At 48.0% G+C, this 26,552-nt stretch carries 26 protein-coding genes, 1 tRNA gene and 1 pseudogene; 13 read left to right on the top strand and 15 right to left on the bottom strand.

What is annotated here, in order from left to right; genetic code table 11:
• The first annotated feature begins 38 nt into the window (after window positions 1–38).
• Both FMS18_RS02270 and FMS18_RS02275 read left to right on the top strand, forming a co-directional pair.
• On the top strand, window positions 39–1,265 hold the full coding sequence (locus FMS18_RS02270; RefSeq protein WP_163292131.1) for an AAA family ATPase: 1,227 nt from the start codon (window positions 39–41) through the stop codon (window positions 1,263–1,265).
• A gap of 6 nt (window positions 1,266–1,271) precedes the next feature.
• Window positions 1,272–1,949, top strand: a complete 678-nt coding sequence (locus tag FMS18_RS02275; protein WP_163292132.1) for a retron system putative HNH endonuclease — start codon at window positions 1,272–1,274, stop codon at window positions 1,947–1,949.
• Between the two features lie 66 nt (window positions 1,950–2,015).
• Here FMS18_RS02275 and FMS18_RS02280 read toward each other — a convergent pair whose 3' ends face one another.
• Window positions 2,016–3,176 carry a pyridoxal phosphate-dependent aminotransferase gene (locus FMS18_RS02280; RefSeq protein WP_163292133.1) on the bottom strand — a complete coding sequence of 387 codons (1,161 nt, stop codon included), beginning with the start codon at window positions 3,174–3,176 and terminating at the stop codon, window positions 2,016–2,018.
• A gap of 224 nt (window positions 3,177–3,400) precedes the next feature.
• Between FMS18_RS02280 and FMS18_RS02285 the strand changes: the two genes are divergently transcribed.
• The 3 genes from FMS18_RS02285 to FMS18_RS02295 are packed head-to-tail and all read left to right on the top strand — an operon-like array spanning window position 3,401 to window position 5,965.
• Window positions 3,401–3,952: an aminodeoxychorismate/anthranilate synthase component II gene (locus FMS18_RS02285; protein ID WP_163292134.1), complete on the top strand. Its 552-nt coding sequence runs from the start codon at window positions 3,401–3,403 to the stop codon at window positions 3,950–3,952.
• Window positions 3,918–5,207: an anthranilate synthase component I family protein gene (locus FMS18_RS02290; RefSeq protein ID WP_163292135.1), complete on the top strand. Its 1,290-nt coding sequence runs from the start codon at window positions 3,918–3,920 to the stop codon at window positions 5,205–5,207. Before FMS18_RS02285 ends, FMS18_RS02290 begins: the two co-directional genes overlap by 35 nt.
• Window positions 5,204–5,965, top strand: coding sequence for an aminotransferase class IV (locus FMS18_RS02295; RefSeq protein WP_163292136.1), 762 nt, complete (start codon window positions 5,204–5,206; stop codon window positions 5,963–5,965). The genes FMS18_RS02290 and FMS18_RS02295 overlap by 4 nt, the downstream gene beginning before the upstream one ends.
• Window positions 5,966–6,051: 86 nt before the next feature.
• Here the strand turns inward: FMS18_RS02295 and FMS18_RS02300 are convergent, their stop codons facing one another.
• From FMS18_RS02300 to FMS18_RS02315, 4 genes are all read right to left on the bottom strand, one after another.
• Window positions 6,052–7,317, bottom strand: coding sequence for a phosphatidylserine decarboxylase family protein (locus FMS18_RS02300; protein ID WP_163292137.1), 1,266 nt, complete (start codon window positions 7,315–7,317; stop codon window positions 6,052–6,054).
• Between the two features lie 173 nt (window positions 7,318–7,490).
• Complete coding sequence (locus FMS18_RS02305) at window positions 7,491–8,510, bottom strand: glycosyltransferase (RefSeq protein ID WP_163292138.1); 1,020 nt, start codon at window positions 8,508–8,510, stop codon at window positions 7,491–7,493.
• Window positions 8,507–9,445 carry an ATP-binding protein gene (locus FMS18_RS02310; RefSeq protein ID WP_163292139.1) on the bottom strand — a complete coding sequence of 313 codons (939 nt, stop codon included), beginning with the start codon at window positions 9,443–9,445 and terminating at the stop codon, window positions 8,507–8,509. The genes FMS18_RS02305 and FMS18_RS02310 overlap by 4 nt, the downstream gene beginning before the upstream one ends.
• A gap of 4 nt (window positions 9,446–9,449) precedes the next feature.
• The gene (locus tag FMS18_RS02315) at window positions 9,450–9,647 is read right to left on the bottom strand and encodes a MoaD/ThiS family protein (protein ID WP_136674482.1); all 198 of its coding nucleotides are present in this window, start codon (window positions 9,645–9,647) and stop codon (window positions 9,450–9,452) included.
• A 321-nt stretch (window positions 9,648–9,968) separates the two neighbouring features.
• On the opposite strand from FMS18_RS02315, the gene FMS18_RS02320 reads away from it, so the two are divergent.
• The 4 genes from FMS18_RS02320 to trpS all read left to right on the top strand — a co-directional run bounded on the left by FMS18_RS02320 (window position 9,969) and on the right by trpS (window position 12,256).
• Window positions 9,969–10,328, top strand: a complete 360-nt coding sequence (locus FMS18_RS02320; RefSeq protein WP_163292140.1) for a response regulator — start codon at window positions 9,969–9,971, stop codon at window positions 10,326–10,328.
• A 153-nt stretch (window positions 10,329–10,481) separates the two neighbouring features.
• Window positions 10,482–10,558: transfer RNA gene (locus tag FMS18_RS02325), tRNA-Trp, on the top strand.
• 36 nt (window positions 10,559–10,594) lie between these two features.
• Window positions 10,595–11,233, top strand: coding sequence for a site-2 protease family protein (locus tag FMS18_RS02330; protein ID WP_163292141.1), 639 nt, complete (start codon window positions 10,595–10,597; stop codon window positions 11,231–11,233).
• Between the two features lie 27 nt (window positions 11,234–11,260).
• A complete protein-coding gene (trpS, locus tag FMS18_RS02335) occupies window positions 11,261–12,256 on the top strand; it encodes a tryptophan--tRNA ligase (protein ID WP_163292142.1) in 996 nt (331 codons plus the stop codon).
• A 161-nt stretch (window positions 12,257–12,417) separates the two neighbouring features.
• On the opposite strand, the pseudogene FMS18_RS02340 reads toward trpS, so the two are convergent.
• From FMS18_RS02340 to FMS18_RS02360, 5 genes and pseudogenes are all read right to left on the bottom strand, one after another.
• Window positions 12,418–12,570: pseudogene (locus tag FMS18_RS02340) on the bottom strand ((2Fe-2S)-binding protein); the annotation flags it as partial.
• Window positions 12,571–12,582: 12 nt separating this feature from the next.
• On the bottom strand, window positions 12,583–13,116 hold the full coding sequence (locus FMS18_RS02345; RefSeq protein ID WP_163292144.1) for a hypothetical protein: 534 nt from the start codon (window positions 13,114–13,116) through the stop codon (window positions 12,583–12,585).
• Window positions 13,109–13,261, bottom strand: coding sequence for a hypothetical protein (locus FMS18_RS02350; RefSeq protein WP_163292145.1), 153 nt, complete (start codon window positions 13,259–13,261; stop codon window positions 13,109–13,111). The genes FMS18_RS02345 and FMS18_RS02350 overlap by 8 nt, the downstream gene beginning before the upstream one ends.
• 28 nt (window positions 13,262–13,289) lie before the next feature.
• Window positions 13,290–14,465, bottom strand: coding sequence for an SO_0444 family Cu/Zn efflux transporter (locus FMS18_RS02355; protein ID WP_163292146.1), 1,176 nt, complete (start codon window positions 14,463–14,465; stop codon window positions 13,290–13,292).
• Entirely contained in the window at window positions 14,466–14,852 is a 387-nt protein-coding gene (locus FMS18_RS02360) for a metalloregulator ArsR/SmtB family transcription factor (RefSeq protein ID WP_163292147.1), read from the bottom strand. It abuts the gene before it with no gap.
• Between the two features lie 220 nt (window positions 14,853–15,072).
• Here FMS18_RS02360 and FMS18_RS02365 point away from each other — a divergent pair, with 220 nt between their 5' ends.
• The gene (locus tag FMS18_RS02365; RefSeq protein WP_163292148.1) at window positions 15,073–15,384 is read left to right on the top strand and encodes a hypothetical protein; all 312 of its coding nucleotides are present in this window, start codon (window positions 15,073–15,075) and stop codon (window positions 15,382–15,384) included.
• Here the strand turns inward: FMS18_RS02365 and FMS18_RS02370 are convergent, their stop codons facing one another.
• From FMS18_RS02370 to FMS18_RS02390, 5 genes are all read right to left on the bottom strand, one after another.
• Window positions 15,385–15,822, bottom strand: coding sequence for a putative molybdenum carrier protein (locus FMS18_RS02370; protein WP_163292149.1), 438 nt, complete (start codon window positions 15,820–15,822; stop codon window positions 15,385–15,387).
• Between the two features lie 211 nt (window positions 15,823–16,033).
• Window positions 16,034–18,535, bottom strand: coding sequence for an ATP-binding protein (locus tag FMS18_RS02375; RefSeq protein WP_163292150.1), 2,502 nt, complete (start codon window positions 18,533–18,535; stop codon window positions 16,034–16,036).
• Window positions 18,532–19,770: an ABC transporter substrate-binding protein gene (locus tag FMS18_RS02380; protein ID WP_163292151.1), complete on the bottom strand. Its 1,239-nt coding sequence runs from the start codon at window positions 19,768–19,770 to the stop codon at window positions 18,532–18,534. The genes FMS18_RS02375 and FMS18_RS02380 overlap by 4 nt, the downstream gene beginning before the upstream one ends.
• Window positions 19,771–19,831: 61 nt before the next feature.
• Window positions 19,832–21,598, bottom strand: coding sequence for an HD domain-containing phosphohydrolase (locus FMS18_RS02385; RefSeq protein ID WP_163292152.1), 1,767 nt, complete (start codon window positions 21,596–21,598; stop codon window positions 19,832–19,834).
• 10 nt (window positions 21,599–21,608) lie between these two features.
• Entirely contained in the window at window positions 21,609–21,995 is a 387-nt protein-coding gene (locus FMS18_RS02390; RefSeq protein WP_163292153.1) for a response regulator transcription factor, read from the bottom strand.
• 247 nt (window positions 21,996–22,242) lie between these two features.
• Here FMS18_RS02390 and FMS18_RS02395 point away from each other — a divergent pair, with 247 nt between their 5' ends.
• Genes FMS18_RS02395 through FMS18_RS02405 form a run of 3 tightly spaced genes read left to right on the top strand, consistent with a single transcriptional unit; the run spans window position 22,243 to window position 26,547 of the window.
• Window positions 22,243–23,307: a hypothetical protein gene (locus tag FMS18_RS02395; protein ID WP_163292154.1), complete on the top strand. Its 1,065-nt coding sequence runs from the start codon at window positions 22,243–22,245 to the stop codon at window positions 23,305–23,307.
• A gap of 7 nt (window positions 23,308–23,314) precedes the next feature.
• Window positions 23,315–24,520: an ABC transporter substrate-binding protein gene (locus FMS18_RS02400; protein ID WP_163292155.1), complete on the top strand. Its 1,206-nt coding sequence runs from the start codon at window positions 23,315–23,317 to the stop codon at window positions 24,518–24,520.
• The gene (locus FMS18_RS02405; protein WP_163292156.1) at window positions 24,517–26,547 is read left to right on the top strand and encodes an ATP-binding protein; all 2,031 of its coding nucleotides are present in this window, start codon (window positions 24,517–24,519) and stop codon (window positions 26,545–26,547) included. Before FMS18_RS02400 ends, FMS18_RS02405 begins: the two co-directional genes overlap by 4 nt.
• Window positions 26,548–26,552 lie beyond the last annotated feature (5 nt).

Below are 26,552 nucleotides of genomic sequence, written 5' to 3' on the forward strand. Positions count from 1 at the left end.
GGAATTTTTTATATCAATATTTCAGGAGACAACCTGCCATGTATTTAGAAAAATTATCGCTGCACAATTACCGGGGCATCCGGGACATGGAGATTGAGTTCGACAGGCATTTGAATGTGTTTGTGGGCGATAATGGGTGCGGGAAGACTACGATTGTTGCTGCGATTCGGCATATGCTTAATGGGGCTGCTATCAATTCAAAAACTGGTACCGTAAAAAAACTTTATGAAGATGAATTAACGATAAGAGATTTGGATGTTTCAATTGGTGCAACCAGTGCTGATAATAAATTAGTGTGGAGTTATGATTCCTCAATTTTTGAAGTTTTATCGAGTAGCAATCCAGAAAAAATAGCAAGTTCTTATAGAGGTACAGGAAGTAGGCAGGAAGCGTGGGATTTGGATTATTTGTTGTTAGTCGCTGAAAGAGAGAGGTGTTCATATGATAGCTCCATCAATGTTCCTATTGATGAAATAGTACATAAAACATCTCCATTTAAAAGCCCTGAGACATACGCTGTTAGTATGATTAAGAGTCATGAAGATGCTGAAAATGCAGAGTTTCGTTTACATGTCGATAATGGCAATGATCCAGCTTCTTTTGTGCTGAATCCCAAGCTACAGGCAATGAAAAAAGCAATTGCTATGATTACTGGATTTCATAGTTTTTCATTTAACAATAGTAAGAACACATATGAAGCAAGTAAAATTGTAAATGAAGATAAAATAAGATTTTTATTTGATCAGCTATCATTAGGGGAACAGGTTTTTATCGGACTGGCAGCTGCTATTGCGCATGAAGTGGTGTATTCTGGAAAAGATGAAGACAATTTACTTACAGCTGCACGGCTCATCATAATCGACGAAATAGACCTCCATCTGCACCCCAAATGGCAACGCCGTATTGTCCCGGCATTGCGCGAAACATTTCCTAATTGCCAGTTTATTATCACTACCCATTCCCCGCAGGTGCTCAGTGAAGTTCCTGCTGAGAATATTTTTTCGCTTTATCGGGATGAGAATGGGGATATTCAGTATGAGAAACCTGAGTTGAGTCAAGGCTTGAATTCGTCTGAAATTTTGCAGGAAGTTATGGATTTGCCTGCCTTCAGTCCTGAGTTCGAAGAAGAATTGAGCCGGATTTATACTTTGATTGAAGATGAAAAATTTGATGAAGCTAAGAATCTGATCGAGAAATACGAAGCCAAATTCGGCGATGTGCCAGCTCTGATTAAAGCCCGCACAGTTCTTGAGCTTTCGGAGTAGTGATCTGTGAGGAATATTCAGAAAGGAGCGATTCCACGCAGGTTCCGGGAATGGAAAGAAGAGAACAATCATCAACTTAACGATCTGCCTTTTAGGGCTATTCCGTCTGAAGAAGGTGGGGTAAAAGATGATCTTCGTGTCGCTTTGTGTGAAGAACAGGGATATTTGTGCTGTTACTGCCAGAGTCAAATCAACGATGATGCGGACAGTATGCGTGTAGAGCATTGGGCTTGCCAACGAAAGAATGTCGACAAAAGATTTGAATACGGAAATTTGCTAGCAGCCTGTTGTGGCAGTGAAGGGCAAGGTCGTAAGAACCATCATTGTGATGTGCTTAAAGCATCATCCGACCTAAAGTACAATCCTGCTAATTTTAATGTTGAAAGTGTAATCAAGTACAAAGCTGACGGTGAAATTTATTCCACAGATACAGAATTCAACGAGCAGATTGGGAGTGTGAAAGCTCCGGGGATTTTAAATTTGAATCTGCGTAGACTGCGTATGCAGAGGCAGGCGCGGATTGATGCCGTTATCAGAGAGATGCCTAAAAGTAGAATCTGGCCGAGAGAAAAAGTTCTCCGCAAAATTAGCGAATATGAAACTCCGGGAGATAGCGGAAAGCTCAAACCATTCGCTGGCGTAGCAATCTACTACCTCAAAAAGAAATTACGCCAATCTAAGTAAATCAAAACCACAACAGCCCTGCGAACTTCCGTCCACAGGGATTTTCATTTTATTTAGCTAAAAAAACTACCCATTCTCCTTTACATACCTCTCCAACCGATCCATCCCTTCAGCCAGATTCTCCATGGAATTAGCGTAAGATAAACGGATGAAACCTTCGGCTCCTTCTCCGAAATCAATTCCCGGTGTTACTCCGATTCCGGCCTTCTCTAAAATGTCGAAGGCCAGCTTCAGGGAGCTTCCATCAAATTTTGCCGCCAGATGCTTCATGTTGACCAATATGTAAAACGCTCCGGTGGGTTCCACCTTGATATCAAAGCCGATTTCACGCAGTCTTTTGATCAGGAACTTGCGGCGTTCATTGTAGATTTCTTTGATGCGGTTGACCTCGTCCCATGATTCGGTCAGCGCGGCCACCCCGGCATGCTGGGCCATGGAGTTGGCGGAGATGAAGAAGTTCTGGCAGAGCTTCTGCATGGGGCGTACGTATTTTTCCGGGGCGATGATGTAACCCAGCCGCCATCCGGTCATGGCGAAAAGCTTGGAAAATCCGTTGAGCACGAATGCGTGATCCGTGTATTCGAGGATGGTGTGTTCTTTTTCGCCGTAGACAAGGCCGTGGTAGATTTCATCGGAAATGATCCACGGTCCCATCTTGGCAATTTTTTCCATCCTTTCCGGGGAGAGCAGGGTCCCGGTGGGGTTGGAGGGGGAGTTGATCAGGATCGCCTTGGTGCGTTCGTTGATGGCTTTTTCAATTGCTTCCGGGCGGTACTGGAATCCATCTTCCTCAAAGGTGCGGATGGAGTTTGCTTCGGCGCCGGAAAAGGAAATAAAGTTGCTGTAACAGGCATAACAGGGGTCGGAAACAATGATGTTGTCCCCCTGATCTAGAATGAAGGTAAAAAGCAGCAGCATTGCCGGGGATGTGCCTTGGGTGATGATTACCCGGCCCGGATCAACGTCCACTCCGTAAGTATCTCGATAATATTTGCTGATGGCCTCACGCAGCTGCGGGATGCCCAGACTGTGAGTGTAGTGGGTTTCGCCCTCTTCCATGGCCCTGATGCAGGCCTGCTTGACACATTCGGGGGTGTCGAAGTCCGGTTCGCCGATTTCCATGTGGATGATGCTGCGGCCCTGACGTTCCATTTCCTGCGCCTTTTCCAGCACGTCCATGACTAAGAAAGGGGTGATCTCACAGGCTCTTTTTGATATACAGTCCATTTTATTTCCTATGGGATATGATGCGCTACGCGCTTTGATGATATGATTTCGCCTCCGGCGGCCAACGGGGATAATCCCCTTTGGAATCCTTAAGTAGGAGGGAGGGGCTTTGTTGATTTAAATTGTTGTATACTTATTGAATCATGTAAGTGCAACAATCCGGTTTTGAATCCTTTTATCATGCTTGTGCCTGCTTTCTTCATGGAGTACATATCCGCCAGACCATGAACATACTTCTTATCGACAATAACGACAGCTTCACCAACAATCTTGAACATCTGCTGGCCCGTGAAATTGCGGGGGCGCAGGTCTATGTGCGTTCCTACTCGCAAGCTCTGGGCTGTGGGGACACTGTTGATTTCAGTGCCTATCAGCTGATCATAATTTCTCCCGGTCCCGGATGTCCCGCGGATTATCCGGGTTATGAAAGGGTGATCGAATCCGGCCTGCCTGTGCTGGGCATCTGCCTCGGTATGCAGATTCTTAATGAATATTTCGGCGGGCGCACCACAAGGCTGAACGGCTGTTTTCATGGGCGAACCGAGCGTATTGATTTTGTCGGGCATGATCTTGCCGTGGCCCGTTATCACTCCCTTTACTGTTCAGAGCTTGGGCAGAACTTGAAATTACTCAGTAAGAACAGTGAGCAGGTCCCCATGGCTGTTGCCCATGAAAGTTTGCCCTTGCTGGGCTACCAGTTTCACCCGGAATCATTTTTAACCGAGCAACCCGGAGTTTTCATTGAATACGCCCTCCATCATTTCGGACTCCTGTAGCTTTGAGCGGTTTCGGGAAATCGCTTACCATTTTGTGCGAAAGCGTGATGCTGATGTGCTGCTCGGTTCTCCTTCTTTTCCTGATTCATGTATGAGCTATCTTGGCATTGAGCCGCAGGATGAGTTTGTTTTGCAGGCCGGTGTTTCCGGTGATGATGTCCGGGCGCAGATGAAGGAATTTTGTTTTGCGGATGATGGTCCGGCAATCGGCTATCTTTCTTATGAACTGGGGCATGAATTGCGCGGGGTGGGAAGCAGTAAACCTGCTGAGTTTCCACTATTGCATTTAAAAAAGTATCGCGCGGTGCTGGTTCATGATGGTGGGGATTCGGCCCTGAAGCTGCTTTGCGCCGATGAAACTTATCGGTCAGTGATTGGGGCTGAAGTCTTGCAGGTTAGGCGGGTTCCTGATGTCGAATTGCCTTCTTTTGTCGAGCATGATTTATGTATGTCCCTAAATAAACAGGGTTATGAGGACGGAGTTGCCCGCACCCTCGAGTATATCCGCGATGGCCTGACTTACCAGCTTAACCTGACCACCCGCGTCAGTATGAATGGTGGGAATATCAACCCCGTACTTTGGTTTTTCGGGCTGCATAAACGTTATCCCGCACCCTATTACGCGCTCTTTCGCAGTGGGGAAAAGGTAGTAGTTTCCACTTCACCGGAGCTTTTTTTGCGGGTGGAGCAGGGGCAGGTGCTCTCCGAACCCATTAAGGGAACCCTCCGTTTTGAAGAGTATTCTGAAGAACTTGTCGAGTCACTGCGTAGTTCAGTAAAAGAGGATTCAGAGCTTTCCATGATTGTGGATTTGATCCGTAATGATATTTCCGCTGATTGCCGTTACGGATCGGTGGTTGTTAAGGATCACAAATCCGTATTTGCAGTGGACAATCTTTTGCAGATGTTCAGCCGGGTGCGCGGGGAACTGCTTGAAGGACGGGATTGCATTGACCTGCTCCTGAATGCATTTCCCGGCGGTTCCATCACCGGGTGTCCCAAGAAAAGTTCCATGGAACTTATCGACAAGCTTGAACCGCATGTGCGCGGGCCTTATTGCGGCAGCATCGTGCTTATTCATGGCCCGCAGGATATGGTTTCATCCATTCCTATCAGGACTGCGGTTTATGACAGTTCTACAAAAGAGCTTGATTACTGGGCCGGAAGCGGCATTGTCATTGATTCCGATCCTGAAGCGGAGTACATGGAAACCATTGCCAAAGCTGGCAAAATTCTCGATCCGGAGTCTGTATGATTTATTTCAGGAACGGTGAATTCATTGAAGACGAAGTCTGTCTCGATCTGGCCCAGCCCGCTTTCAGAACCGGGTACGGATTTTTCGAGACCCTTTGCTGGAATGGCAGCAAAATTTGCCATTTGGATTTGCATCTTCAGCGGGCGCGTAAAAGCCTTGCTGAATTTAATATTACCGAAGAGCCGCTGGATTATGACGCGATTATTCGGGATGTGGTGGCAGCAAACGGGCTGGAGAATGAATTTGCACGGGTGAACATATTTTTTCCGGTTGAACAGGGCATTACTTTGCCTGTAGTTTGTGCGGTCCCTTTTGAGCACATCCCGAATCGCACTTGGACCCTCAGACCCTGCCCGAATGTTTTTCTTTCCCCCCTTATGGCTCATAAATCCACCAACCGCATGGATTATCTTAATGCGTGGCAGGATGCTTTAGCCGCTGGATTTGATGATGCACTGCTTCAGGATTTTGATGGTAATGTTCTGGAATCCTCTTTCGCTTCCCTGCTTTTCAGAAAAGGTGATTCTTTTTTTGAGCCACAGACAGTGTACAAACTTCCCGGCACGGCTCAGGTAATTGCAGCCCGGCATATCGAAATTGCGGGAGCGGAGATTAATCTCGCTCAGATTGAGCAATTTGATCACGCCTATGCCCTCAATTCTCTGGGCGGGATGATTCCGATTACTGCCATTGGTGATGTGGGATTTGAGGCTGATTTTGATACGGCGGAACGGGTGAGTCAGTTGGTGCTGGGGTAATTTTGCAGCAAGATCAAATATATTCAGCCTCGGCACAAATGCGCCGAGGCTGAGTTTTGTAAGAATTCTGGGTGGGATTTTAATATCTAACGGACAGTGGCTATGCGGGATCGTACCGGAATATTAGTCGTCTCGAGTCCGGGCTTCTGGCCGCGAAGGTCGAATTCCAGATTAACACCGGGGCGGAAGATGAGCACATGTGTTGAACCGCCGAAATGAAACATGCCCAGCTGATCGCCTTTGTTTACATGCTGACCCTCATATACCGTGATTTCGTTGGAAGAAACCTCCGCCATACCGACAAACATGATTGCCATCAGACCTATGTCGGGATTATCCGCTTCAATGAAGATCAGGCCTCTGGCTGCAGTTTGGGTGATGTAGCCCTGAGAGCCGTTGGGGCTGGCCGGATCAAATCCTACCGTGGGTGATTGGGCATAATAGGACCCGTCGATCAGTTTTGTCTTTACAATTCTGCCGCTGACCGGGCTGTGCCAGCGGTGGTAGCTGAGTGCGCTCAGAAAGGCCTGATAGATGGTGCCACCTGCAAAGCGGGGAGCCAATGGGTCGCCGTCGAGCATGTGGTAGAGCGAATACGGCTGGCCCTTGATCCAGAATTCATCCCTTAATTTCACATTTTTCGCCAGATTGAATGGGGCGGATTCGCAGGCGTTCGCGATGACGGAGTTATCGTTGGGGGCGGCAACCGGGCGGCGTCCCTTGCGGAATTTGCGGGTGAAAAAGTCGTCCCATGAAACGAATCCGTGGTATGGCTTGTCCGGGTCGCAGATGAAGTCTTTTGCAAATCCCGGCATTGCCTTTTGAGCATCACGCCCAAACCATCCTTTTTTGGGATCGTCGCTGAGTACATAGCGGGAGTCCGGAGATCCGAGGAATACAGCCCACTGGTTGAGTATCTTTTTCAGTTGCGCGTTAACCCGGCTGTCAAGAAAAGCACTTGTTCCGGCTGAGGTGCCCATGGGCCAGTTTAAAATAGAATTGATGGGAAAACCCACCATAGCGGTTGTGTTGAATTCCGGTGCCTGCTGCGAAATTTCACTTATTTTTTGCAACATTTGAACGTAGCTGCGGATTTGAGGATTGCCTGCCGGGTCGTTCTTGAACTCCGGTGTGTCGGGGACCATCTCGAACATCTCTGTAAAAAGCATAAAAAGTTTCGGGTCGTTTTCAATCAGTTCCTTGAATTCCTGTACGACCGGCAGAAGTTGCGTTGTATCGTTTGAAACCGTTGGTTGTGACGCGCTGTTCGCTGATACAGCAAGTCCAAGGCACAGGATCAGGCTGCCTAAACAGATAGCAATTCTTTTTGTCCAATATCGATTACCAGTCATTTGCCGGACCTCCCATTTAAATTATTGATGGATGGAGTCAGATTAGATTCTTATCCGTCTTATAGCCTACGGGAAGGAATATTGCCAAGGTTGACGATAAAAAAGGCGGACCTGAGTTCTCTGACTCAAGCCCGCCCTCAGCAGAAAGTTTGATTTCCTGTGGTGTTTGTATTTTACGAAACCAGCAAATAATCCCGCCCCATCACATAGCCGCGCGCATCCAGAAACTGTGCTACCTCATCCCGCGCGCCCCAGCTTGCTACGTAGGAGAGCAGAAAAGTATTTCCCGCCGGAGGCACTTCATCGCGGTGAAGGACTTTTTTGCCGTGAATGAACATGCCGACCTTGCGTGGGTCCACGTCAACGTAGAAGGCCGTTTCCACACCCAAGTTTTCCAGCATCTTGTAACGCTTGCGGGAAGTTCTCCCGGAACCGATTACACCCACCTTGGGATTGGAACCGAGACGATTTTGTAGCCAATTGAAGAGATAACTACTCTTGATGCGGTAGAAAGCTTCAACTGTGTATTTGGGATGGTTGCGCGATAATCGGTCCGGCGGATCATTCCAGATGAGCAGCTCTTCATCCACCTTGCGCATTTTTACCCCGGCTTCCAGCCAACGCAGAACCAGTTCGTAATCTTCAGGAAAATCACCGTCCCGGAATGGGCCGTGTTCCTGAATGAGTTCTTTGCGCATCATGATGGACGGGTTGGCAAAAGGAAATTCCACAAAGCGGTTCAGAGAAATTTCATCCGTACCCACCAAAGTGTTGATCCAGTCCACGTAATGGGCGTAGCCGCCGTTTTTATCACGATCCCCGCCGAAACCGACCTTACATGCGGTAAGTCCGGTTTCCGGGTCGCGGTCCAGTAGTCCTGCCTGCTTTTCAATACGCTGTGGCAGGGCAAGATCATCCGCGTCCATGCGTGCGATGTAGCTTCCGCAAGCAGCCTCTATGGCTGCATTGGCTGCGCCGACCACTCCCTGATGCTCAAGGAATAGCGGTTTTAATCGTGAATCACGGCTTGCATATTCTTTAAGCACTTCAGCGGTGTTGTCCGTTGAACCGTCATCCACTGCTATCAGCTCAAGGTCGCCGAAGGTCTGCCCGAGTATGCTTTCAATTGCCGCTCTCACAGTGGATTCGCAATTGTAGCAGGGCATGGTTACCGAAACCTTGGGGCTGCTCATGCTTTTGTTGCTTCCATGGCTTCTTGTTTAAGGGAGTCCTGCAACTGGCTTCTAAGCCTGCAAATGCTGCATTTTCCGGCAGATGTGGGGTAGCCGCATTCGGTACAAGGTGCGATCTCGTAATCTTTTTCTTCTTTTTCCAAAGCGGAAAATGCGGGGCGACCACGATCAAGGAATCCTTTGTAGAAAGCTCGTTTGGTGCCGGGACTGCGAAGTTCCATATCCCGCCAAAGCAGCTTGTGTCCGGTGAAACTGGCCCCGGAACTGTAAGGGCAGGGCAGGTGGTGATAGGGAATATCCGCCAGAAAAGAGAATATGGCACTTTCGTATTCAGTGAGCCGGAAAAGGGGTTTTACCTTCTTGGCAAAGCCGTTTTCCGCAGGCAGCACCGGACCCTGATCGGAAAGATATCCCTGATCCCAGCGCAGGGTGTTGGCGAAAAGTCTGGCTACTTCGTCATCAAGATTGTGCCCGGTAGCAAGGGCTGTGTAGCCTTCTTCAATGGCAACCTTATTGAAATAATGGCGTTTGAACTTTCCGCAGATGGCGCAGATGGGACGGCGGATGTGTTTTTTGATCAAAGGCATGGGCACACCTTCTTTTTCAAGTTCCACAATGCGCAGCGGATAGCCCTTATCCTTACAGAAATCTTCCACCACGGAGCGGGCCTTGATGGAGGATTCGAAAATTCCCAGATCAATGTGCAGCCCGGTTACATCGTAGCCCAGTTCTGCCAGAGCGTACATGAGTCCGAGAGAATCTTTGCCCCCGGAAAGGGCGACCAGCACCTTGTCATCAGGCTCGAGAAGCTTGCGTCTTTTGATACCCTGAGCAACCTGCTTCATGAAAAAAGCATTAAAATGCTCTTTGCAGAACGCGGCGTTGTGGCTGGGCAGTGCAACAAATGCTTTTTCTTTGCATACCTTGCATTTCATATGATTACCCTACGGAAATTACTTTTCTGAGTGTTATTTCATCACCCTGATTGATCCATTCGTCCTGCGTGAGCAGCTCACCATTTCGGATGACGAGTGTGTCGGTGTGATGAAGTCCCTGCTTGTTCAGTAGTTGCAGGACGGTCTTGAGTTTTGTGTATTCTACTGTCTGGCCTTCAGGTTCGATTTTGACAATTACCATGGGCAGACTCCTTTTTCTTTATAAATATGATAAGATGATGTCCGAGGCTTAGGGCTTTAGCGTTTAAGTGCGTTTTCGGCAAGCTTTTCCTACTGGAGAGAGGGAGAATTTTTGTGGCTGGAGGTTACAATCTAGGAAAAGTGCAAAAAAAAGCAGCCAGAACAGGAAAACGCTGTTAATATGTGTTAAGTTTAAAATATGAATTAGAGGTATGCAATCCGTATGACGGATGAAAGCAAAAAAAAGCCTATAAATGTTGACCCGAGCTTGAATATTGAACTAAACTGGTAATAATGAAAAACGACTTTCAAGGAGTTGCATATGGCTCAGAAGACAATTTTAGTCGTTGACGACGAAAAGCATATACGGATGCTCTACAGAGAAGAGCTGGAAGCCGGAGGCTACAAAGTAGCCACTTCTGACGGTACTGAAGATATCCTTGCAGTTATCGGGCGGGAGAATCCTGATTTGGTTGTCCTTGATATCAAACTCGGTATCAATCGTTCCGGTTTGGACCTGTTGCAGGAGATCAGGCAGGAAGATCAGGAACTTCCGGTTATCCTCAGTACCGCCTATGACAGCTTCAAGCATGACATGAAGTCCATTGCGGCTGATCATTATGTGGTGAAATCCGTTGATTTGAGCGAGTTGAAGGAAAAAGTGGAGCAGGCTTTAAGCTGATTCTCCGCAGTTAATGTGTTGGCTGAGTAGTAAAATAATTAAACTTTTTTAAGGAATCTATGAAAATAGATTCCTTTTTTACTTGCCAAAGTAAAATGAGGGTGCTAGAACCCGCTTGGTTTTGACGGCAGAGATGTCGCAAACCATAAATGCAGGCCAGTAGTTCCAACGGCTAGAACGTCGGTCTCCAAAACCGAATGCTGGGGGTTCGAATCCCTCCTGGCCTGCCATTTATCACTTCTAAAAAGCGAACAAGCTCATAATCCATGTTCGACATTGCCAATACAATCAAAGAAATAAGCATTCTTGCTTTACCCTTTCTTCTTGCGATTACCTGTCATGAAGCCGCGCACGGCTTTGCAGCATATCTTCTTGGCGACCCTACGGCTAAACAGGCCGGACGCCTTACTCTTAATCCGCTAAAACATCTTGACCCAATGGGAACCCTCGCCCTTGTGCTGACCCGCATGATCGGCTGGGCTAAGCCTGTTCCGGTCAATCCTATGTATTTTAAGAATCCGCAACGGGATATGATGATTGTCGCTTTGGCCGGTCCGGCGGCAAATATGACACTTGCGGTAATGTTTGCAATTGTCGTAAAGGTAATCCTTTCACTTAATATGAATGGTCTTTCGCCGCTTATGCTCAAGGTTCTTGAGCCTTCGGTGATGATCGCTAATGCGGGTGTCATAATCAATCTGGCTTTGTGTTTTTTCAATCTGCTGCCCATCCCACCGCTGGACGGGAGTAAGATTCTGGCCGGATTTCTGCCCCGTGAGGCTGCATTCAAATTTATGTCGTTCCGGTACGGATTCGTTATAGTAATCGTGCTGGCAATGCTCGGATTGCTCGGCAGGATAATCAGTCCGGCCATGGGTTTTTTCTATAATTTTCTGGTCCATTAGGACCGCCAAGCATACAAGATTTATAAAATGAGTAAGACAAACAATCGCATAGTTTCAGGCATGAGGCCCACCGGTAGGTTGCATTTAGGACATTATTTCGGTGTTCTGGTCAACTGGGTCAAGATTCAGGAAGACAACGAGTGTTATTTCTTCGTTGCCGACTGGCACGCAATGACCAGTGAGTATTCCGATCCCCGCAAGATTCAGGGCTTTGTTCCCGAGTTGGTCAAGGATTGGATTGCCGCAGGACTTGATCCTGAAAAGTGTGTGATTTTTCACCAGTCTCAGGTCAAGGAACACATTGAGCTGCACCTGATCCTGTCCATGCTGACCCCGCTGGGTTGGCTGGAAAGGAACCCTACTTACAAGGAAATCAAGCAGGAGCTGGTCCAGAAGGAACTGAACACTTACGGTTTCCTCGGTTACCCCGTGCTCATGGCTTCTGATATCCTCATGTATAAGCCTTCACTTGTTCCTGTAGGACAGGATCAGCTTCCCCATTTGGAGCTTACCCGCGAAATCGCCCGCCGCTTCAATCACTTGAACGGTGAATATTTCCCCGAACCTAACGCCATGCTTACCGAGGACGCAAAGCTTCCCGGTCTGGACGGTCGTAAGATGTCCAAGAGTTACAACAATGGCATTTATCTTGGCGAGCCTATGGAAGAGGTCAAGCCCAAGGTTATGTCCATGCTCACCGACAAGAACAGGCTTCGCAAGTCCGATCCGGGTGATCCTGAAGTCTGTAACCTCTATCCTTACCACAAGCTGCTTACCGATGCTGAGACTTGTGCTGAGATTGAGGAAGGCTGCCGTAACGCAACCCGCGGTTGTGTGGAATGTAAGAAGTTGCTGGCCGAAAATATGGCTAAATTTCTTGAGCCCATGCAGGAACGTCGTCGTCATCTGGATGAAAACCCCCAGCTTGTCTGGGATATTCTCCACGAAGGCACTGCCAAGGCGCAGGCCAAGGCCAAAGAGAATATGGAAGAGATCCGCGAAAGGATCGGTTTTAAGTTCTAAGATTTTTTTGTAGAAGACATTAAAAAGTCCCCTGTTGCAGATGCAGCAGGGGACTTTTCCGTTTTATTAAATTATTCAAATGGGTTGTTTTCAGTGGATAGTTTGACGTTTTTTGTCTGTAATATCTGTTCCACCACCTGGCGGACTTCCGGGATGCATCAGCGCCCTTTAGGATTTTCGTCTGAACACCTGCATCCACCAGCTTTCTTTTCAGTCATGATGCGCTCAAAAATTGTCGATTTTCCGTTTTTGGCTGCATCATCCTTGATATCATCTGAGGTATACCCAAAGCAATGGCAAATGAGCTGTGACATTTTAGTTCTCGCTTAGAATTTATTCTTAATAAATTCAGTGATAGCCTGAATGGCTGACTTTTTTTCTTCGTTCACTTCATCAGTTTTCCACCATTGCAGGTCGCTGAATTCGAGGGGTAAACGCAGGGTCAAAAAGGGCAGGAAAAAGCGATATACATTTTCCTTTGAAGCTCCCTTGGCTGAATCAAAGTGAAAGAAAACTTCGCCGATGAACCATGCCCGGTCTTTCTGTGTAGCAGGTTCCGGGGGCTTGATGTACATGAAGTCCGGGTCGGTTTCGGATTTTAATTCACTGTCATGAAAACGGGCGAAAAGCTCAAGCACCTGTTTGCGGATCAGCTTGTCGCCGTAGACATCCACGATGAATGTGAATTTGAGAAATCCGGCTTCGGGAGTCAGGTTGTGGCGCGATATTTTCAGCACCCCGTCCTTGCGCTTGGATTCATCGTCATCAAGGAAAAGGTCGAAGGCGCAAAATCCGATAAAGTTTTCCGATCCGCGCAACTCTTCAAGCTGCGCTTCAATTCCGGCAGTGCTTTTATTCATTGCTGTTCATCTCTTTTTTCTCAGATTTTGATTCGTCACGGAGATGGGATTGTCCCAGCCCGTTTCCGGCCTTTTTCACCATTTTAAAAATGGCAAATACGATGACCAGCATGATAATTATTGCTTCGACGCCTTCACCAGTCATTTTATCCCCCGTGCAACCTCAATTGCAGTTAATGTGAATGTCCGTGCAATGATTCACCTTTCACCAAAGCTGTTACCTTGGGAACAGCGATTAAGGCAAGCAGAATGAGTGCGCAGACGGTGAAGAACAACCCATGCACATCTTCCTGACCGGACTGGACCCAGTCAGAGATGCTCAGGCCCAGTGAGTAGTATAGCCAGTTGGCAAACATACCCAGAACAAGGGAGCAGCCGATGATGGAGCCGAGGTAGATAAATGCGGATCGCTTGCCCAGCAGCTTGGCAACCACAGTGAATGAGGCCGCATTGGTTGCCGGACCTGCCAGCAGGAAAACCAGTGCTGCTCCGGGGGAAAGACCCTTCAGGGCAAGTGCCGCTGCAATGGGAGTGGAGGCGGTAGCGCAAACATAAAGCGGAATAGCCGCCGCCAGCATGATCAGCAGGGGCAGGAAACCGTCACCGAGGTTCTTTTCAATAAAGCCGTCCGGGATAAGCGCACCGAATATCCCGGCCAGCAGGACCCCGCCGAGAAACCAGAGTCCGATATCCTGAAGCAGGTTGCCGAAGGAGTATTGCATGCCGAAGACCATTTTTCCTGAAAATGATTCAGGGCGTTCATCATCATGGCTGTGTCCGCACCCGCAGCCGGAATCTGAGCAGCTTATGTGATCATGGTCATGATTGTCATGGGAACCGCACCCGCAACCTGAAGATTTCAGCGCATCTTCCATTTTGGGAAGCAGTACAGCGTCAGGGATAAGTTTGGGTGCTTCCTTGTTGCTTCCGTTTTTTTTCTCATGCCTGTCTACCATTATACCGGCTACCACAGCGGTGAAGAATGCGGCAAATGGTCTGAAAACAGCCATTACCGGATCAAGCAGGGCATAGGTAACAGCGATGGAATCCACTCCGGTTTCAGGTGTAGAAATCAGGAAGGAGGTTGTAGCACCCTTGCTTGCTCCCTGTTGGCGAAGTTGCGCTGCTGCCGGGATCACTCCGCAGCTGCAAAGTGGAATGGGCACGCCAAGAATGGAGGCTTTAAACACATCGGAAGTTTTGCCGGAACCGAGGTTTTTTGAAATGAATTCCGGGCCAACAAATGCTTTGAGCAGTCCGGCGATAAAGAAACCCAATAGCATGAAAGGTGCAGATTGAAGCAGAACCTCCCATGATTCGTGGCCGATGGTCAGAATTATATCTAACATTTATTTATCTCCTTGAGGAATTTCACAACCGTCTCCCTGCATATGCGCAAGGGCGGTCTGCATAATTATTTCCACATGCTTATCGTTAAGGCTGTAAATTGCTCTGCGTCCGTCTTTTTTAAAGCGGACCATGCGTGCCGTTCTAAGGATTCTCAGCTGATGGGAAATTGCTGAATGGGTCATTCCCAGAAGATCAGAAAGGTCGCAAACACAGAGGTTGCTGATGGAGAGAGCGTGCAGGATTTTAATCCTGACCGGTTCCCCGAGAATCTTGAAAGTTGCAGCCAGGTCATCCAGTGTTTCTTCGGGACAACTCTTCTTGTTGACTTGTTCCACTGCTCCCGGTGTGGGATTGTGTCCAGTGCAACATGCGGAATTATTTGTCATGATTAAACTCGATATGTTAATATGTGAACAACTGTTCATATATTAAGCTCAGCAAATGAGAAGTCAAGCTGAAAAAGTCTGTCGCGTTCAATATTCTCTGATCATTGTACTATGTGGAAAATATATAATTTAATTTCAGTTGGTATTTATTTAAGATAATGAAATTGATTGTGTCCACCAGTGGTGGAAATTGGTATCATATTTCTGCAAGGAGCATGGCGTGGCAGATACTTCCCGAAACATAGTTTATATTGACCCTGATCTTTATGATCTGGTTCCTGTTCTTATTGACTCCTTGTCAGCGGAACTGGAGGAAATGGTCAGTTGTATGGGAAAACAGGATTATGTAAATTTCCGGGAAAAAATACATTCCTCCAAAGGGGCGGCCTTGACCTTCGGTTTCAAAGCATATGCCGAGGAGTTAACGGCCTTGCGGGAGGCTGTGGTTGCGCAGGATAGTGGGGAGTTGCTGCAGAGTCTCGGCAGGTTGAAGATTCTTTTGAAAGAGACATCGTTTATTCCTGCTGGATGATTAAAGTGCTATTAGCAGTTCCCGCGTTTTTTGGTTTATGCCCGGAGCACCGCTTTCCCGTGGTCCGGCTACGTTCATTACCTTTATATTGTGGGCTGTAATCCATGCTCTGATTGTTTGTGCCGCATCCCGCCTGTCCAGAGAGATTACAGCTATGGGTTTCCCATGCTTGCGGGCCAGTCTGATGGTCAGCGCGGTTCCTTTGGACTCGGTATGGCCGGGAAGCACGAGTGTTCCGTCTGAGTCGAGCACATTTTTTTCTGTCCTTTTCCAGTACTGCCAGTCTACCATTTCCTGCATGTTGTATTTTGCCGGGATGGGGCCATCTTCAGCCTTGCGCCCTTTTGGGCACCAGCCCCGATGCGCTAAATTACGTTCTATTGCTGCGTCCAGTGCGCCGCGGTCCACTCCGGTCTGCCCTCCGGATACGAAGGTCATGTCTTGAGGAAGTGAATCCGCTCCTTTCGGAAATGTACTGGGTTGTATATCCGATTCTCCGCCGCATTGCGGGCAGATTAATTTTATTTTGTGTTGGATCAGGGCCGCTCGTCTCTCAAAAGATTCAAGCGGTCCTGTCCACGAACACTTTGTACAACTGGCGAATTTTCTGGTTCCGTATTCTGTTGGTCTTTCCATAGGAATGGAAATATCAGTTTTCTGGTAAAATAACAATCTGTACTTCGGGGATTTGTGATAATCTGTCCAAATCAAGGTTGGCACTCAGTTCCGCAGTGATAAAGATTGTCCCCTTGAATCCTGAAGATACCCGCGTCCATAGATCCGCAGGCGGGCAGTAATTGATTTTTCCGGGGCAGATTACCAGCAGGTTTTCTGTGGGCGGATTATCTTCCTTGCCCAGAACCATACAGGGATCAGTCATGATCAGGTCTTCCGAAAGCAGGCCGTGAATGGTTTCCACCAGTCTCTTTTCATCAATGGGCTTGATCAGAGCCGCGTCTCCCCCTGCTTGTTGACCTTCAGCCAGTGCGCTGATGACAAGTACAGGAATATGCCGTGTAGACGGGTCCTGACGCAGGACAGTAATGGCTTGCGCCCCGTCCATGACCGGCATTTTCAGGTCCATAGTGATTAATTGCGGCAGACGGGTTTTGGCTGTTTCCACCGCTTCCTGCCCGTTGGTAACTGTTATGATTCTGTATCCTTCTTCTTCAAGTACCTGAGAAAGGAATTCATTCAGTGCCGGGTCGTCGTCCGCAACCATAATCAGCGGGCTGTCGGAACTTCCGGGATGCACGGCATTTCTGGGTACTGCTTTTGCCACCGGAGTGGGAATCGGAGTACTTTCTTCAGGTGTGTCAATTGCCAGAGTGAAATGGAATGAGCTTCCTTCTCCTCGCTTACTGTCCACCCAGATGCGGCCTTTATGGTGGTCTACAATCTGTTTACAGATGGGCAGTCCAAGCCCGGTTCCCTTGGGTTTTCCAGTCAGGGTGTCACCGGCCTGCTTGAACCGTTCGAAGATTTTTTTCTGGTCATCAGGTGAAATTCCGCTACCGGTGTCACTGACGCTGACCATGATTTCATCATCGTGGGATCGTGCCGTGCAGGTGATGTAGCCGGAGTCTGTGAATTTTACGGCATTGGAAATGAGGTTGACCAGCACCTGCATGACTCTGTCCCGGTCACCGTACATGGTTGGGATGTCTTCATCCACGTCAATAACCATTTCGAGATCCTGTGCTTTCCATAGAGGAGTGGTCGTCTGGACCGAGGTTTCAATAACTTCTGAAATCTCAATGGGAACCTTTTTCCAGTCGATTTTGCCGGACTCCATTTTTGCGATATCCAGAACATCGTTAATCAATTCAGTCAGCCGCTGGCCTTCGGAAACAATGATACCGATATTGTCCTGCACCTGATTGATGGCCCGTTGGGTTTTTTTGTCCGGTGCTTCACAGACGGGGAAGACTGATTTTTCCAGTTTTTTCTTGATGATCTTTGCAAAGCCGAGAATCGATGTCATGGGCGTGCGTAGCTCATGGGAGACTGTGGAAATGAAGTCCGTCTTAAGGTTATCCACTTCCTTTTCATAAGTAATGTCACGCACCAGAATAACTGCCCCAAGGCAGACATTGCTGTCACCTGTCTCACCTGTTTTGTGGATGGGGGTGGCTACAGCTTTGCCGGTTCTGCGTCCGGAAAGTTCAATTTCGGAAGAGTAGACTTCGTGTTCGCATCCTTTGACCAGCTCAAAAAGGGCAGTCATTTCATCAGGGAAAAATGCTTTGATATCTTTGTTTCGAACTTCATTTTCAGTAAAGCCGAAGAGATCCCCCAGAACCGGGTTGGTGACGGATATTTTGCCGCTGATATCAACAACCAGCAATCCGTCAGCAAGATTGTCCATAATTACTTCCATGTAAGTCAGGGTATCCTGTAACTCACTGGTGGCATTGCCCACCGCCCGTTCCAGACCTGAGATGAGGGTGGTCAATTCATCGGCCATGTTTTTCATGGTCCCGCCGAGCAACCCGATTTCATCATTGGATGTAATTTCGATTTCTGCGGTGAAGTCGTGGGCGGAAAGTTTTTTTGCATATTCAGTCAACTGATTGAGCGGCTCTGAAATTCTTTTGACCATCATATAGAGGATAAACACACTTCCCCAGAAGATGAAAAACATGACCACCTGTAATTTTGCAATGGCCGCCCAGACATATTTATTAATAATGCCTTTATCCATGCCCACATGAACATACCCGGCCATTCCGGCGAGGATGGGCTTGGTTATATCAATAACATCACCCATGCCGGGAACGTCCATTTCACGTATGGATACGGATTTGGGATGGATGCTTGTTCCACCCAGAATTTCCGGTACTTCCGGTACAAATGTGTGCGAAACAATGTCACCGTTTGAATCCTGCACGTAAACGTAGGCGGCTCCATCGCTGTCCTTAAACTGATCTATCATGGACTGGATGGTTGAGGCATCTCTGTTGAGCAGGATTTCCACACTGGAGCTGGCTATACTGCTGGCAATGGCTTTGCCTTTGCTCACATACTCATCCACCATATGGTTGTGCAGGGTGAGGGCCGAAACAAGGGACATGGAAGTGGAAATGACCCCGAAAAGAATGAAGTTCAGGAGCAGGGTTTTCTGGAATATTTTGGACATTCTCATTTTCATTTGTTCCACCTCTTCCAGTCCTTGAGAGGGACGAATTTTCCGTTCGAGACAGTTGTATAGTACACTTCGTCAAGTCCCTGATGCTTCCCGCGTCCGAAATTGACATCCGTACCTATACCGATATCCAGATTACGGATGGACAGGGTTGCGGCATAAATATTGCCCTGATACTGGGGCATGGAGACCTGTTCCAGAATCCGGGTCATGACTTTTGCGTTTAGGAATCCTTCAAAACTGATGAAACTGAATTTCTGGGGAGTGTATCCTTTGCCGAATCCTTCCGGTGCGGGCGGGTTTTCAGTCATGGCTTTACGGTATTCCTGCACGGCGGGCAGGCTGGTGTCTTCGTAGCTGGGCACTGTCTGGGAATTGATCAGGTCGGTAGTGTAGTTTTTCCCTGTTGTTCGCCCTAGTCCGTCCAGCAGCTCCAGCATGTTCTCACTGCCCACAAAGGAGAGGTTGCAGATGGGGTCGCCTATTCCGGCATCCCGTGCATCACGGATGAAAGCCGCACAGGCTTCGTATGCCCCCACGGAAATTATTGCATCCGGTTTACCTTTTTTGATGATTTCCACCTGCTCATGCATGGAATCGCTGAATGAGGTCCCGCGTCTGTATGTGGCCTCTGCAACAATGTTCAGCCCTTTTTCACGCAGGGCCTTTCTGATTCCGTCCCATCCGCTTCTGCCGTATGCGTCAGCCTGATAGAATACGGCCACACGGTGACGCCCGGCCATATAAAGATTGTGAACCAGTCCCCATGTTTCCTGTCGGTAGGATGCCCGCAGGTTGAATACGTATTCTTCGTAAGGAAATTCTCTTTGCGGCTGGGCTCCGGTAAACGGGAAGAACAGATATTCCGGTTCTTTTGAATTGAAATGTTTGATGACCGGAAGTACGCGGGTTACGGTAGGGGTGCCCACATAATTGAAAAGACAATCAACATGGTCTTTTTCCACCAGTTTGATTGTGTTGCGGATTGCCGGTTCGGGGTTGTAGCCGTCATCCATGAATTTGATGACAATCTTGCGTCCGTTGATTCCGCCTTTTGCGTTGATTTGATCAAAATATGCTTTTGATCCCCGGTAAAGTTCTATGCCCAGCCCCTTACTGGGGCCTGTGAATGCTGCGGACATTCCGAGTAGAAAAGGTTTTTGTTTCTCTGCGGCGGCTGAGGGGCATAACAGCAGGGAGGTGAGCAGGAGCAATGCCAGCGTGGATAAGGCTTTGTACATACCGGAAACCCCGGGGGTTTTACAGCCGTACCTCATAAAACAAGAGCTTGCAGGTCCGGCATTAGTTCATGTGGTTACGAGATATTTTGCAGAATCTCGTTGATACCGGACGATCAATGTCAATTGATTCCGCCCCGGTTTCAATGTCAGAAATATTGTCAATAAACAGGTTTACCAGATCATGATCCAGTTTGCCTTCAGCTGCTTCCAGAGAGAGAATTTTCAAGGCCCTCTCTTTTGGGGTCGCGGGCTTGTAATGCCGTTCCTGAGTAATTGCATCGTAAATGTCTACAATGGCCAGAATTCTGCTCTGGATAAGAATATCATCAGCGCAAAGACCTTCAGGGTATCCTGATCCGTCGAGTCTTTCATGGTGTTGCCCGATGATGGTTAAGAGTTGGGAGAGATCGTCCTGAAAGGGGATGTGTTCCAGTATGCGCCTGCTTTCTGCCGGGTGCCGTTCGATTTCCATACGTTCTTCCGAGGTCAGGTTGCCGCGGCGTACGGTTAAACATTCTCTTTCAGTGGGCTGGAGCATGTGGATGGTAGATCCATTGACTTTGAATTTTACATCACTGATGTTGTTAACAAAGTCGAGGTCTTCTTGGTCCGGGCTCAGGGAACTGTTGATCTGTTTGATCCGTTTATAGTCATCTTCCCATTCATGCATGTGATGAATGCCGAAAAGCTTCAAGCGCATGCCGATTACGTCCACCATGGATTTCGGCAAACGGGTTTTTTTGGTCAGGACTTCTTCTTTAATGCCGATTTTTCCGATGTCGTGGAGAATGCCGGAATAAAAAATCTCCCGCAGCTGTTCATCAGAAAAATCTATGTTTCCGAATTTTGCGTCGTCCTGTGAAATTTGTCTGGCAAAGGATACCGCAAGATGGGCCACACGGTCGGAATGACCGGCGGTGAATGGGTCTCGGGCATCAATTGCTTCAGCCAGTGCCTTAAGCAGAGCGTCCATCATTACGCGGATGGATTCAAAATTGTAAGCATTGCTGATGGAAATCCCGGCTACAGAAGAAAGTGTGCTGACATGTTTAAGATGGGCGGCGTTGAATACATTTGTACCGCATGAAGTCAGCACCAGCACTCCCTCACATACATTGGGTGAGGGGATAGGCATTATCAGCATGGATCGGATGTTGGCGGAAAGTTTGTTCTGGCAGCGTCTGTCTTTAGCCACATCGTTTATTATTTCGCCGCGCAGGCTGGAAATAACATCCTTGAAAAGGGAGCATTCCACAAGAGTTTGTGATTCTTCGGCGGAGAAATTGCCGAAGCTGTCAAAAATTCTGAATCCTTCTTCTTCCGGCAGGTAGACCGCGCCCATTTCCGCAGGCAGGGCCGAAGTTTTACACTCATTGGTCAGGGCGGTGATTACATCTTTGAGGCGCAGGGAGTTGTTCAGCTCAACAATTGAGCGGTGCAGCAATGCTAGTTCCCTGTATTTGGAAAGAGTTTCTTCGCCGATGAGCCTTCTGGCTGTTTCAGATTCAATGTAATTCGCTATGGAAAAGGAGGTGAATTCTAAAACAGATTTGATGTGTTGTAGTTCAGGCTCGGAAAGATTGCCGCGATTAAGTATGAATGCCCCGAGGCAGAGATTGTCACCTGCGGGATTTTTAACCGGGCTGAGAATTGTTTCTTCAAAGGAGTGGCGCACTGGCTGGGCACAAAAAATAGGGGTGCCGTCAATATAAACACAGAGTACCGAACCCTCGGGAAGTAGCGGAAGTGCCTTTTGCAGGAACGACTTCAGCTTTTTGGGTTTGATAATTTTTTTTAACCGGATTTCCGGATTCAGTCCTGCGTTCATGGCGTGGGAATCAGTCCTCAATGTTCAGGATGGATTTTGCAACTTCAAGAATCTCGTCCGGGTCGAAAGGCTTGGTCATATACCGTTCCGCTCCCAGTTCAAGGCCGTGCTTGCGGTCAGCCTCTTGCCCCTTTGCGGTCAGCAGAATGATATTAACACCAGAAAGCTCCGGATCTTCTCGTACAGCCTGACAGACTTCGTAGCCGTTCATATACGGCATCATAATATCCAGAAAAACAAGCTCCGGACGTTCTTCGCGAATACAGTCCAGCCCTTCCTCTCCGTTCTCGGCCGTCAGCAATTCAACTCCGTAGTCATCTTCCAGTTCTTCCAAAGTCTGTTCAAGAAGCATCCTGATGTGGACTTCGTCATCCACAACTAGAATCTTTCCGACCATGTGCCCTCCCTATCTGTTGCCAAATTGCGACCATATTTACATATTGTGTTCAAAGTCTGCAAGGGTTAGTCTTAGGAAATTAAAAATTTATTCATTTATTGCTAATGTAGTATATAATTACTGAGAAAGCAGGGGAATACTCACTCAATGCAGTGATGACGTTTTGTTTAAAATAATATATTTTGAATTGAGGCCTTCGTCAGTAATGGCGTGTTGATTCGATTATATATGTAACAGAATTGGTTATATGATACAGTCTAAAGTCGATTCGAGATTTCTGGGAACAATTCAGGATTCGTTCCACGGTCTGCCGCCCATGCCGGGGCCGGTAAAGAACTTTTTTATGTTTCTTGGAGCTGCTCTTTTGTTGCTCCTGATTGGGTATTGGTTAAAAAAGTACGGTGTAAAGAAACTTATTTATGATTTACTGAAAAAAACACCTTTGGGAATTCACATCGGAGATGAGGAGAGCGAAGGTCGGGGAAAAGGTCTACCCAAGAATGTTGCCCGCAATGGTGAGCCATGGAAGGTTTCAAGTGATCAGGACATACTTGATAAGTTGGTCATGAGCCGGAGTCAGGTGGATGTTCTTGTGGAGCGTTCCGGTCAGCGTTCACTTGCTGCTGTGGTTAATGCTGCCGGGGTGGAAAGTCTTGATGTGGTGGTGACTTTTAAGGATTTAGTCAGCGAAGGCCTTTTGATTCCCGGAACTCAGGTTAAATGTATTTTTCCAGAAATGGTGCGGGATAAGAAAAAGGTCAACGCCTTTGTGGGACTGGTGAAAAGCAAGTCTGAGGATAAGGGCATGGTTCTGACCCGCCGTTCTTCCTTTGGCTTCATCAAGCGCAGGGTCTTTGCCCGGCGCAAGGTTGCGGATCAGCGGTATATTAAGATTAAAATCTGGCGGCTTGAATCCGAGGATTATGATGTGGATTTTATCTTGGATAACACTGAGCCGGATATCTTAATTGACAACCGCAAGTTCCATACTCCCAATGCGTCTGTTCCGCAGGTGTTGGATATCTCCAAGGGCGGAATTGCTTTAACCGGAACTTTCAGGGCTGGCGGGAATGTTATTTCACGCAATGACAAGGTTCTTTTATGTATGCTGATTTACCAGCCTGCACGCAAGGCTTTTCAGCCTCACCTGATCTATGCTGAAGCACGGGCGGCCCGTTCCATGGGCAAGGGGATGACCCGGCTCAGTTTTCAGTTTATGCGCAGTCTGAAGATCCCTCCCCGTAAACGCAGTACCCTGTTCAAAGGGCAGGCGGTAATGGCTATGAGTCTGGCCAATCCTGAGAGAGAATAAGCAGTTTATGAAAAAGATATTATTACTGGTCTTGTTTCTGGTTCTTGTTGCTTGCGAACGTTCGGTTTCAGTTGAAGTTGAAGAAAACGGCAACGCAGGAATATACCCCGACAGGGTTGTCCTTGGGGCATCCCTCGCCCTTGAAGGGCATGCCAGCTATCTGGGAACCCAGACCATTCACGGTGCTCTTGCCTACCTGAAGCATATTAATGAACAGGGCGGGGTTCATGGACGGGAAGTGGAAGTTATTACTTATGATGATTCCTATGATCCACCCAAATGTCTGATCAATACCCAGAAGTTGATTATTGAGGATAATATTTTCGCCCTGTTCTGCTATGTGGGAACCCCTACTACGGTGGAGGTTCTGCCGCTGGTGGAGGATGCCCGCATCCCTCTGCTGGGTATGTTCACCGGGGCGGATGCATTGCGCAAGCCGTTTAACCGCTACGTGATAAATATCCGGCCTTCCTACTATCAGGAAACCCGTGAAGCTATGCGCCATATGGTTGAGGACCTTGGGATTACCAAAATTGCTGTTTTCTATCAGTATGATGCATTCGGTTTTGACGGACTCACCGGAACTGAGCTGGCTTTGAAAGAGTTTGATCTTGAGCCTGTGGCAAGGGGATCATATACCCGTGGTTCCTTAGATGTGAGTGAAGGTGTAGAGCGGATCAAGGATTCCGGGGCGCAGGCAGTATTTATGATCGGGACCAGTGCGCCGTGCATAAAGTTCATGAATCGTCTTGATGCGGAAGGGGTCAGTCCGGTTTATTATACAGTATCATTCATGGGAGCGCGTGAATTTGCCCGCAAGCTGAAGTCGAATAAGGAGCTGGTCATAATGTCGCAGGTGGTACCCCCGTTTGCGGACGACCGGGATCTTTCCAGTTCCGAAGCTGCCAGTTACATCAGGCTGCTCAAAAAATATTATCCCGACGATACCCCCAACCTTGTGGGGCTGGAAGGTTTTTTCAATGCCCGTATCCTCGTGGAAGGGTTGCAACGCAGCGGGCGTAATTTAAGCCGGGAAGTTTTTATCAGGGCCATTGAATCCATGAATAAATATGAAATTGCGCCGGGGATCACTGTTTCATACGGTGAACAAGATCATCAGGGCATGGATAAAGTTTATTTTACCCGTTTTAAAAACGGCAGGTTTGAGCTGATCAGGGACTGGGCCGACCTTAAGAAGGGGGCTTTGAAATGAGTTATTTTTCAAAGCAGGATCTTGTGGAGCGTTTTTCAGGGCTGACTCTCAAGAATAAAATATTTTTTTCCACTCTCGGGGTTATCCTGATCATCAGTGCCATTATCGCTTTGCTGGCCCGTTGGATTCTTGTTTCCTCCCTGACCAAGGAGCTGGAGTTGCGTGGTGTGGCTATCGCCTATTCCATTGCCGAGCGCGGGGCCGGATATATTCTGGATAAGGATTATCCCCGGCTGCTCAGCCTGGCTTTTGAGGAAGCAAAACTGCGCGAACGGCAGCATTTGATTACCTACATTTATATTCTGGGCAAGGATGGCAAGGTCTTGTGCCATACTTTCACCAAGCCGTTTCCCGGAAAGCTGGCCGAGGCCAACCCTATTCCTGAAGGAGAGGATAAGTCCCTGCGGCTCATCGATCTGGGCAGAACATCTGCATACGATATTGCCGTCCCCATCAAGGAAGGTTTGTACCGCATCGGAACGGTGCATGTGGGACTTAACAAAATCCACATTGACGAACTTGTTTCCACGCTTCGTTTTACCTTTTTGGGATTTATTTCCTTTGTTGTTATTATCATTTTTGTGATCAGTCATCGGCTGGCTAAGTACATTACCCGTCCGGTCAGTACTTTGACCCGTGTGTCTGATGAACTTTCAAAGGGCAATTTTGATATCAGTCTGGATCTGCTTGCAGAGGGTACGGACTGGAATGCTTCTTCCTGTCCGGCCTACCATAATACGGATTTTCCGTGCTGGCATTTTGATCTTTCCACCGTTGGCGATAACCGTGAACAGGATGGAAGGGCCAACCGTCAACAATGCCGGGACTGCCATTTTTATTACAAGCGTGATGGTGATGAGGTGGTCCAGCTTGCGGACAGTTTCCGCAATATGGTCTGGTCCATCAAGCTCTATCGCCGCAAGTTGCGTGAGTCCGAGGAGAAATACAAATCCCTGTTCGACAGCGGGCCGGACCCGGTTCTGGTAATATCCTGTTCTGATTTCACCATAATTGATGCCAACCCCCGTGTTACTGAACTTTATGGTTATTCGCGCAGTGAACTTATCGGGGAGCAGTTTATCAGGCTGGGGCCGGAATCCAACGAGGAATGTATCAAGGCTTTCGAGGAGTACGGCGGTCCTTCCGGTTGTATTTATTTTCCGAAGATCATCCATTACCGTAAGGGTGGTAGTCCGGTGTATGTGAACATGCACGCCTGTCCCATCACTTACAGGAGTCAGCCGTCCATTATTGTGGCGGTAAACGATATCACTGAGATCATTGAGAAGGATGCCCAGTTGGTGCAGGCTGCCAAAATGAAATCTCTTGGTGAGATGTCCGCCGGGGTGGCGCATGAGGTCAACCAGCCGCTTAACGCCATTAAGATGGGCAGTGAATACCTCGCGCTGATGGCTGAGCAGGGGCGCGATGTTCCCGCTGCTCAGTTGCAGGAAGTGGCTAAAGAAGTCAGTAATCAGGTGGACCGTGCAGCCGAAATTATCAGTGCTTTGCGGGCTTTCGGGCGTAAATCCGGCTTCAAGACCGACAAGGTGGATATCAATGGACCGGTGCGCAGTGTTTTAACGCTGGTGACCAAGCAGTTTGAGTTGCAGAATATTTTTATCCGCCTCAATCTTGTGGGTGGGCTGCCGAGGATTGTTGCCGAGGATAACCGCTTGCAGCAGGTATTCTTCAATCTGGTGAATAATGCCCGTGATGCCATTGCGGAGAAACGGGAAAACCTGGGACTGGACAGCGATGATTACATCAACATAGATACTTATGAAGATGGAGAACTGGTCTGTGTGCGTGTTTCCGATACCGGAGCAGGTATTACCGAGGAAGTGCGCAACAAAATTTTTGAGCCGTTTTTCAGTACCAAAGAGGTAGGATATGGCATGGGCTTGGGCCTTGCCATCACCTATGGCATAGTCAGAGACTATAAGGGCAGCATTGATATTGAGAGTGAACCCGGAAACGGAACTTCTTTCATAATCAGTTTTCCGGCTGCTCCGAATGAAAGATAGTTTTT

This window comes from Desulfovibrio sp. JC022 (assembly GCF_010470665.1).
In the GTDB taxonomy this organism is placed as follows: Bacteria; Desulfobacterota; Desulfovibrionia; order Desulfovibrionales; family Desulfovibrionaceae; genus Maridesulfovibrio.

Coding starts and splice junctions, on each gene's coding strand:
- FMS18_RS02270 (WP_163292131.1), top strand. CDS start 39: ATGTATTTAGAAAAATTATCGCTGCACAATTACCGGGGCATCCGGGAC.
- FMS18_RS02280 (WP_163292133.1), bottom strand. CDS start 3,176: ATGGACTGTATATCAAAAAGAGCCTGTGAGATCACCCCTTTCTTAGTC.
- FMS18_RS02285 (WP_163292134.1), top strand. CDS start 3,401: ATGAACATACTTCTTATCGACAATAACGACAGCTTCACCAACAATCTT.
- FMS18_RS02295 (WP_163292136.1), top strand. CDS start 5,204: ATGATTTATTTCAGGAACGGTGAATTCATTGAAGACGAAGTCTGTCTC.
- FMS18_RS02300 (WP_163292137.1), bottom strand. CDS start 7,317: ATGACTGGTAATCGATATTGGACAAAAAGAATTGCTATCTGTTTAGGC.
- FMS18_RS02305 (WP_163292138.1), bottom strand. CDS start 8,510: ATGAGCAGCCCCAAGGTTTCGGTAACCATGCCCTGCTACAATTGCGAA.
- FMS18_RS02310 (WP_163292139.1), bottom strand. CDS start 9,445: ATGAAATGCAAGGTATGCAAAGAAAAAGCATTTGTTGCACTGCCCAGC.
- FMS18_RS02315 (WP_136674482.1), bottom strand. CDS start 9,647: ATGGTAATTGTCAAAATCGAACCTGAAGGCCAGACAGTAGAATACACA.
- FMS18_RS02320 (WP_163292140.1), top strand. CDS start 9,969: ATGGCTCAGAAGACAATTTTAGTCGTTGACGACGAAAAGCATATACGG.
- FMS18_RS02330 (WP_163292141.1), top strand. CDS start 10,595: ATGTTCGACATTGCCAATACAATCAAAGAAATAAGCATTCTTGCTTTA.
- trpS (WP_163292142.1), top strand. CDS start 11,261: ATGAGTAAGACAAACAATCGCATAGTTTCAGGCATGAGGCCCACCGGT.
- FMS18_RS02345 (WP_163292144.1), bottom strand. CDS start 13,116: ATGAATAAAAGCACTGCCGGAATTGAAGCGCAGCTTGAAGAGTTGCGC.
- FMS18_RS02350 (WP_163292145.1), bottom strand. CDS start 13,261: ATGACTGGTGAAGGCGTCGAAGCAATAATTATCATGCTGGTCATCGTA.
- FMS18_RS02355 (WP_163292146.1), bottom strand. CDS start 14,465: ATGTTAGATATAATTCTGACCATCGGCCACGAATCATGGGAGGTTCTG.
- FMS18_RS02360 (WP_163292147.1), bottom strand. CDS start 14,852: ATGACAAATAATTCCGCATGTTGCACTGGACACAATCCCACACCGGGA.
- FMS18_RS02370 (WP_163292149.1), bottom strand. CDS start 15,822: ATGACCTTCGTATCCGGAGGGCAGACCGGAGTGGACCGCGGCGCACTG.
- FMS18_RS02375 (WP_163292150.1), bottom strand. CDS start 18,535: ATGAAAATGAGAATGTCCAAAATATTCCAGAAAACCCTGCTCCTGAAC.
- FMS18_RS02380 (WP_163292151.1), bottom strand. CDS start 19,770: ATGTACAAAGCCTTATCCACGCTGGCATTGCTCCTGCTCACCTCCCTG.
- FMS18_RS02385 (WP_163292152.1), bottom strand. CDS start 21,598: ATGAACGCAGGACTGAATCCGGAAATCCGGTTAAAAAAAATTATCAAA.
- FMS18_RS02390 (WP_163292153.1), bottom strand. CDS start 21,995: ATGGTCGGAAAGATTCTAGTTGTGGATGACGAAGTCCACATCAGGATG.
- FMS18_RS02395 (WP_163292154.1), top strand. CDS start 22,243: ATGATACAGTCTAAAGTCGATTCGAGATTTCTGGGAACAATTCAGGAT.
- FMS18_RS02400 (WP_163292155.1), top strand. CDS start 23,315: ATGAAAAAGATATTATTACTGGTCTTGTTTCTGGTTCTTGTTGCTTGC.
- FMS18_RS02405 (WP_163292156.1), top strand. CDS start 24,517: ATGAGTTATTTTTCAAAGCAGGATCTTGTGGAGCGTTTTTCAGGGCTG.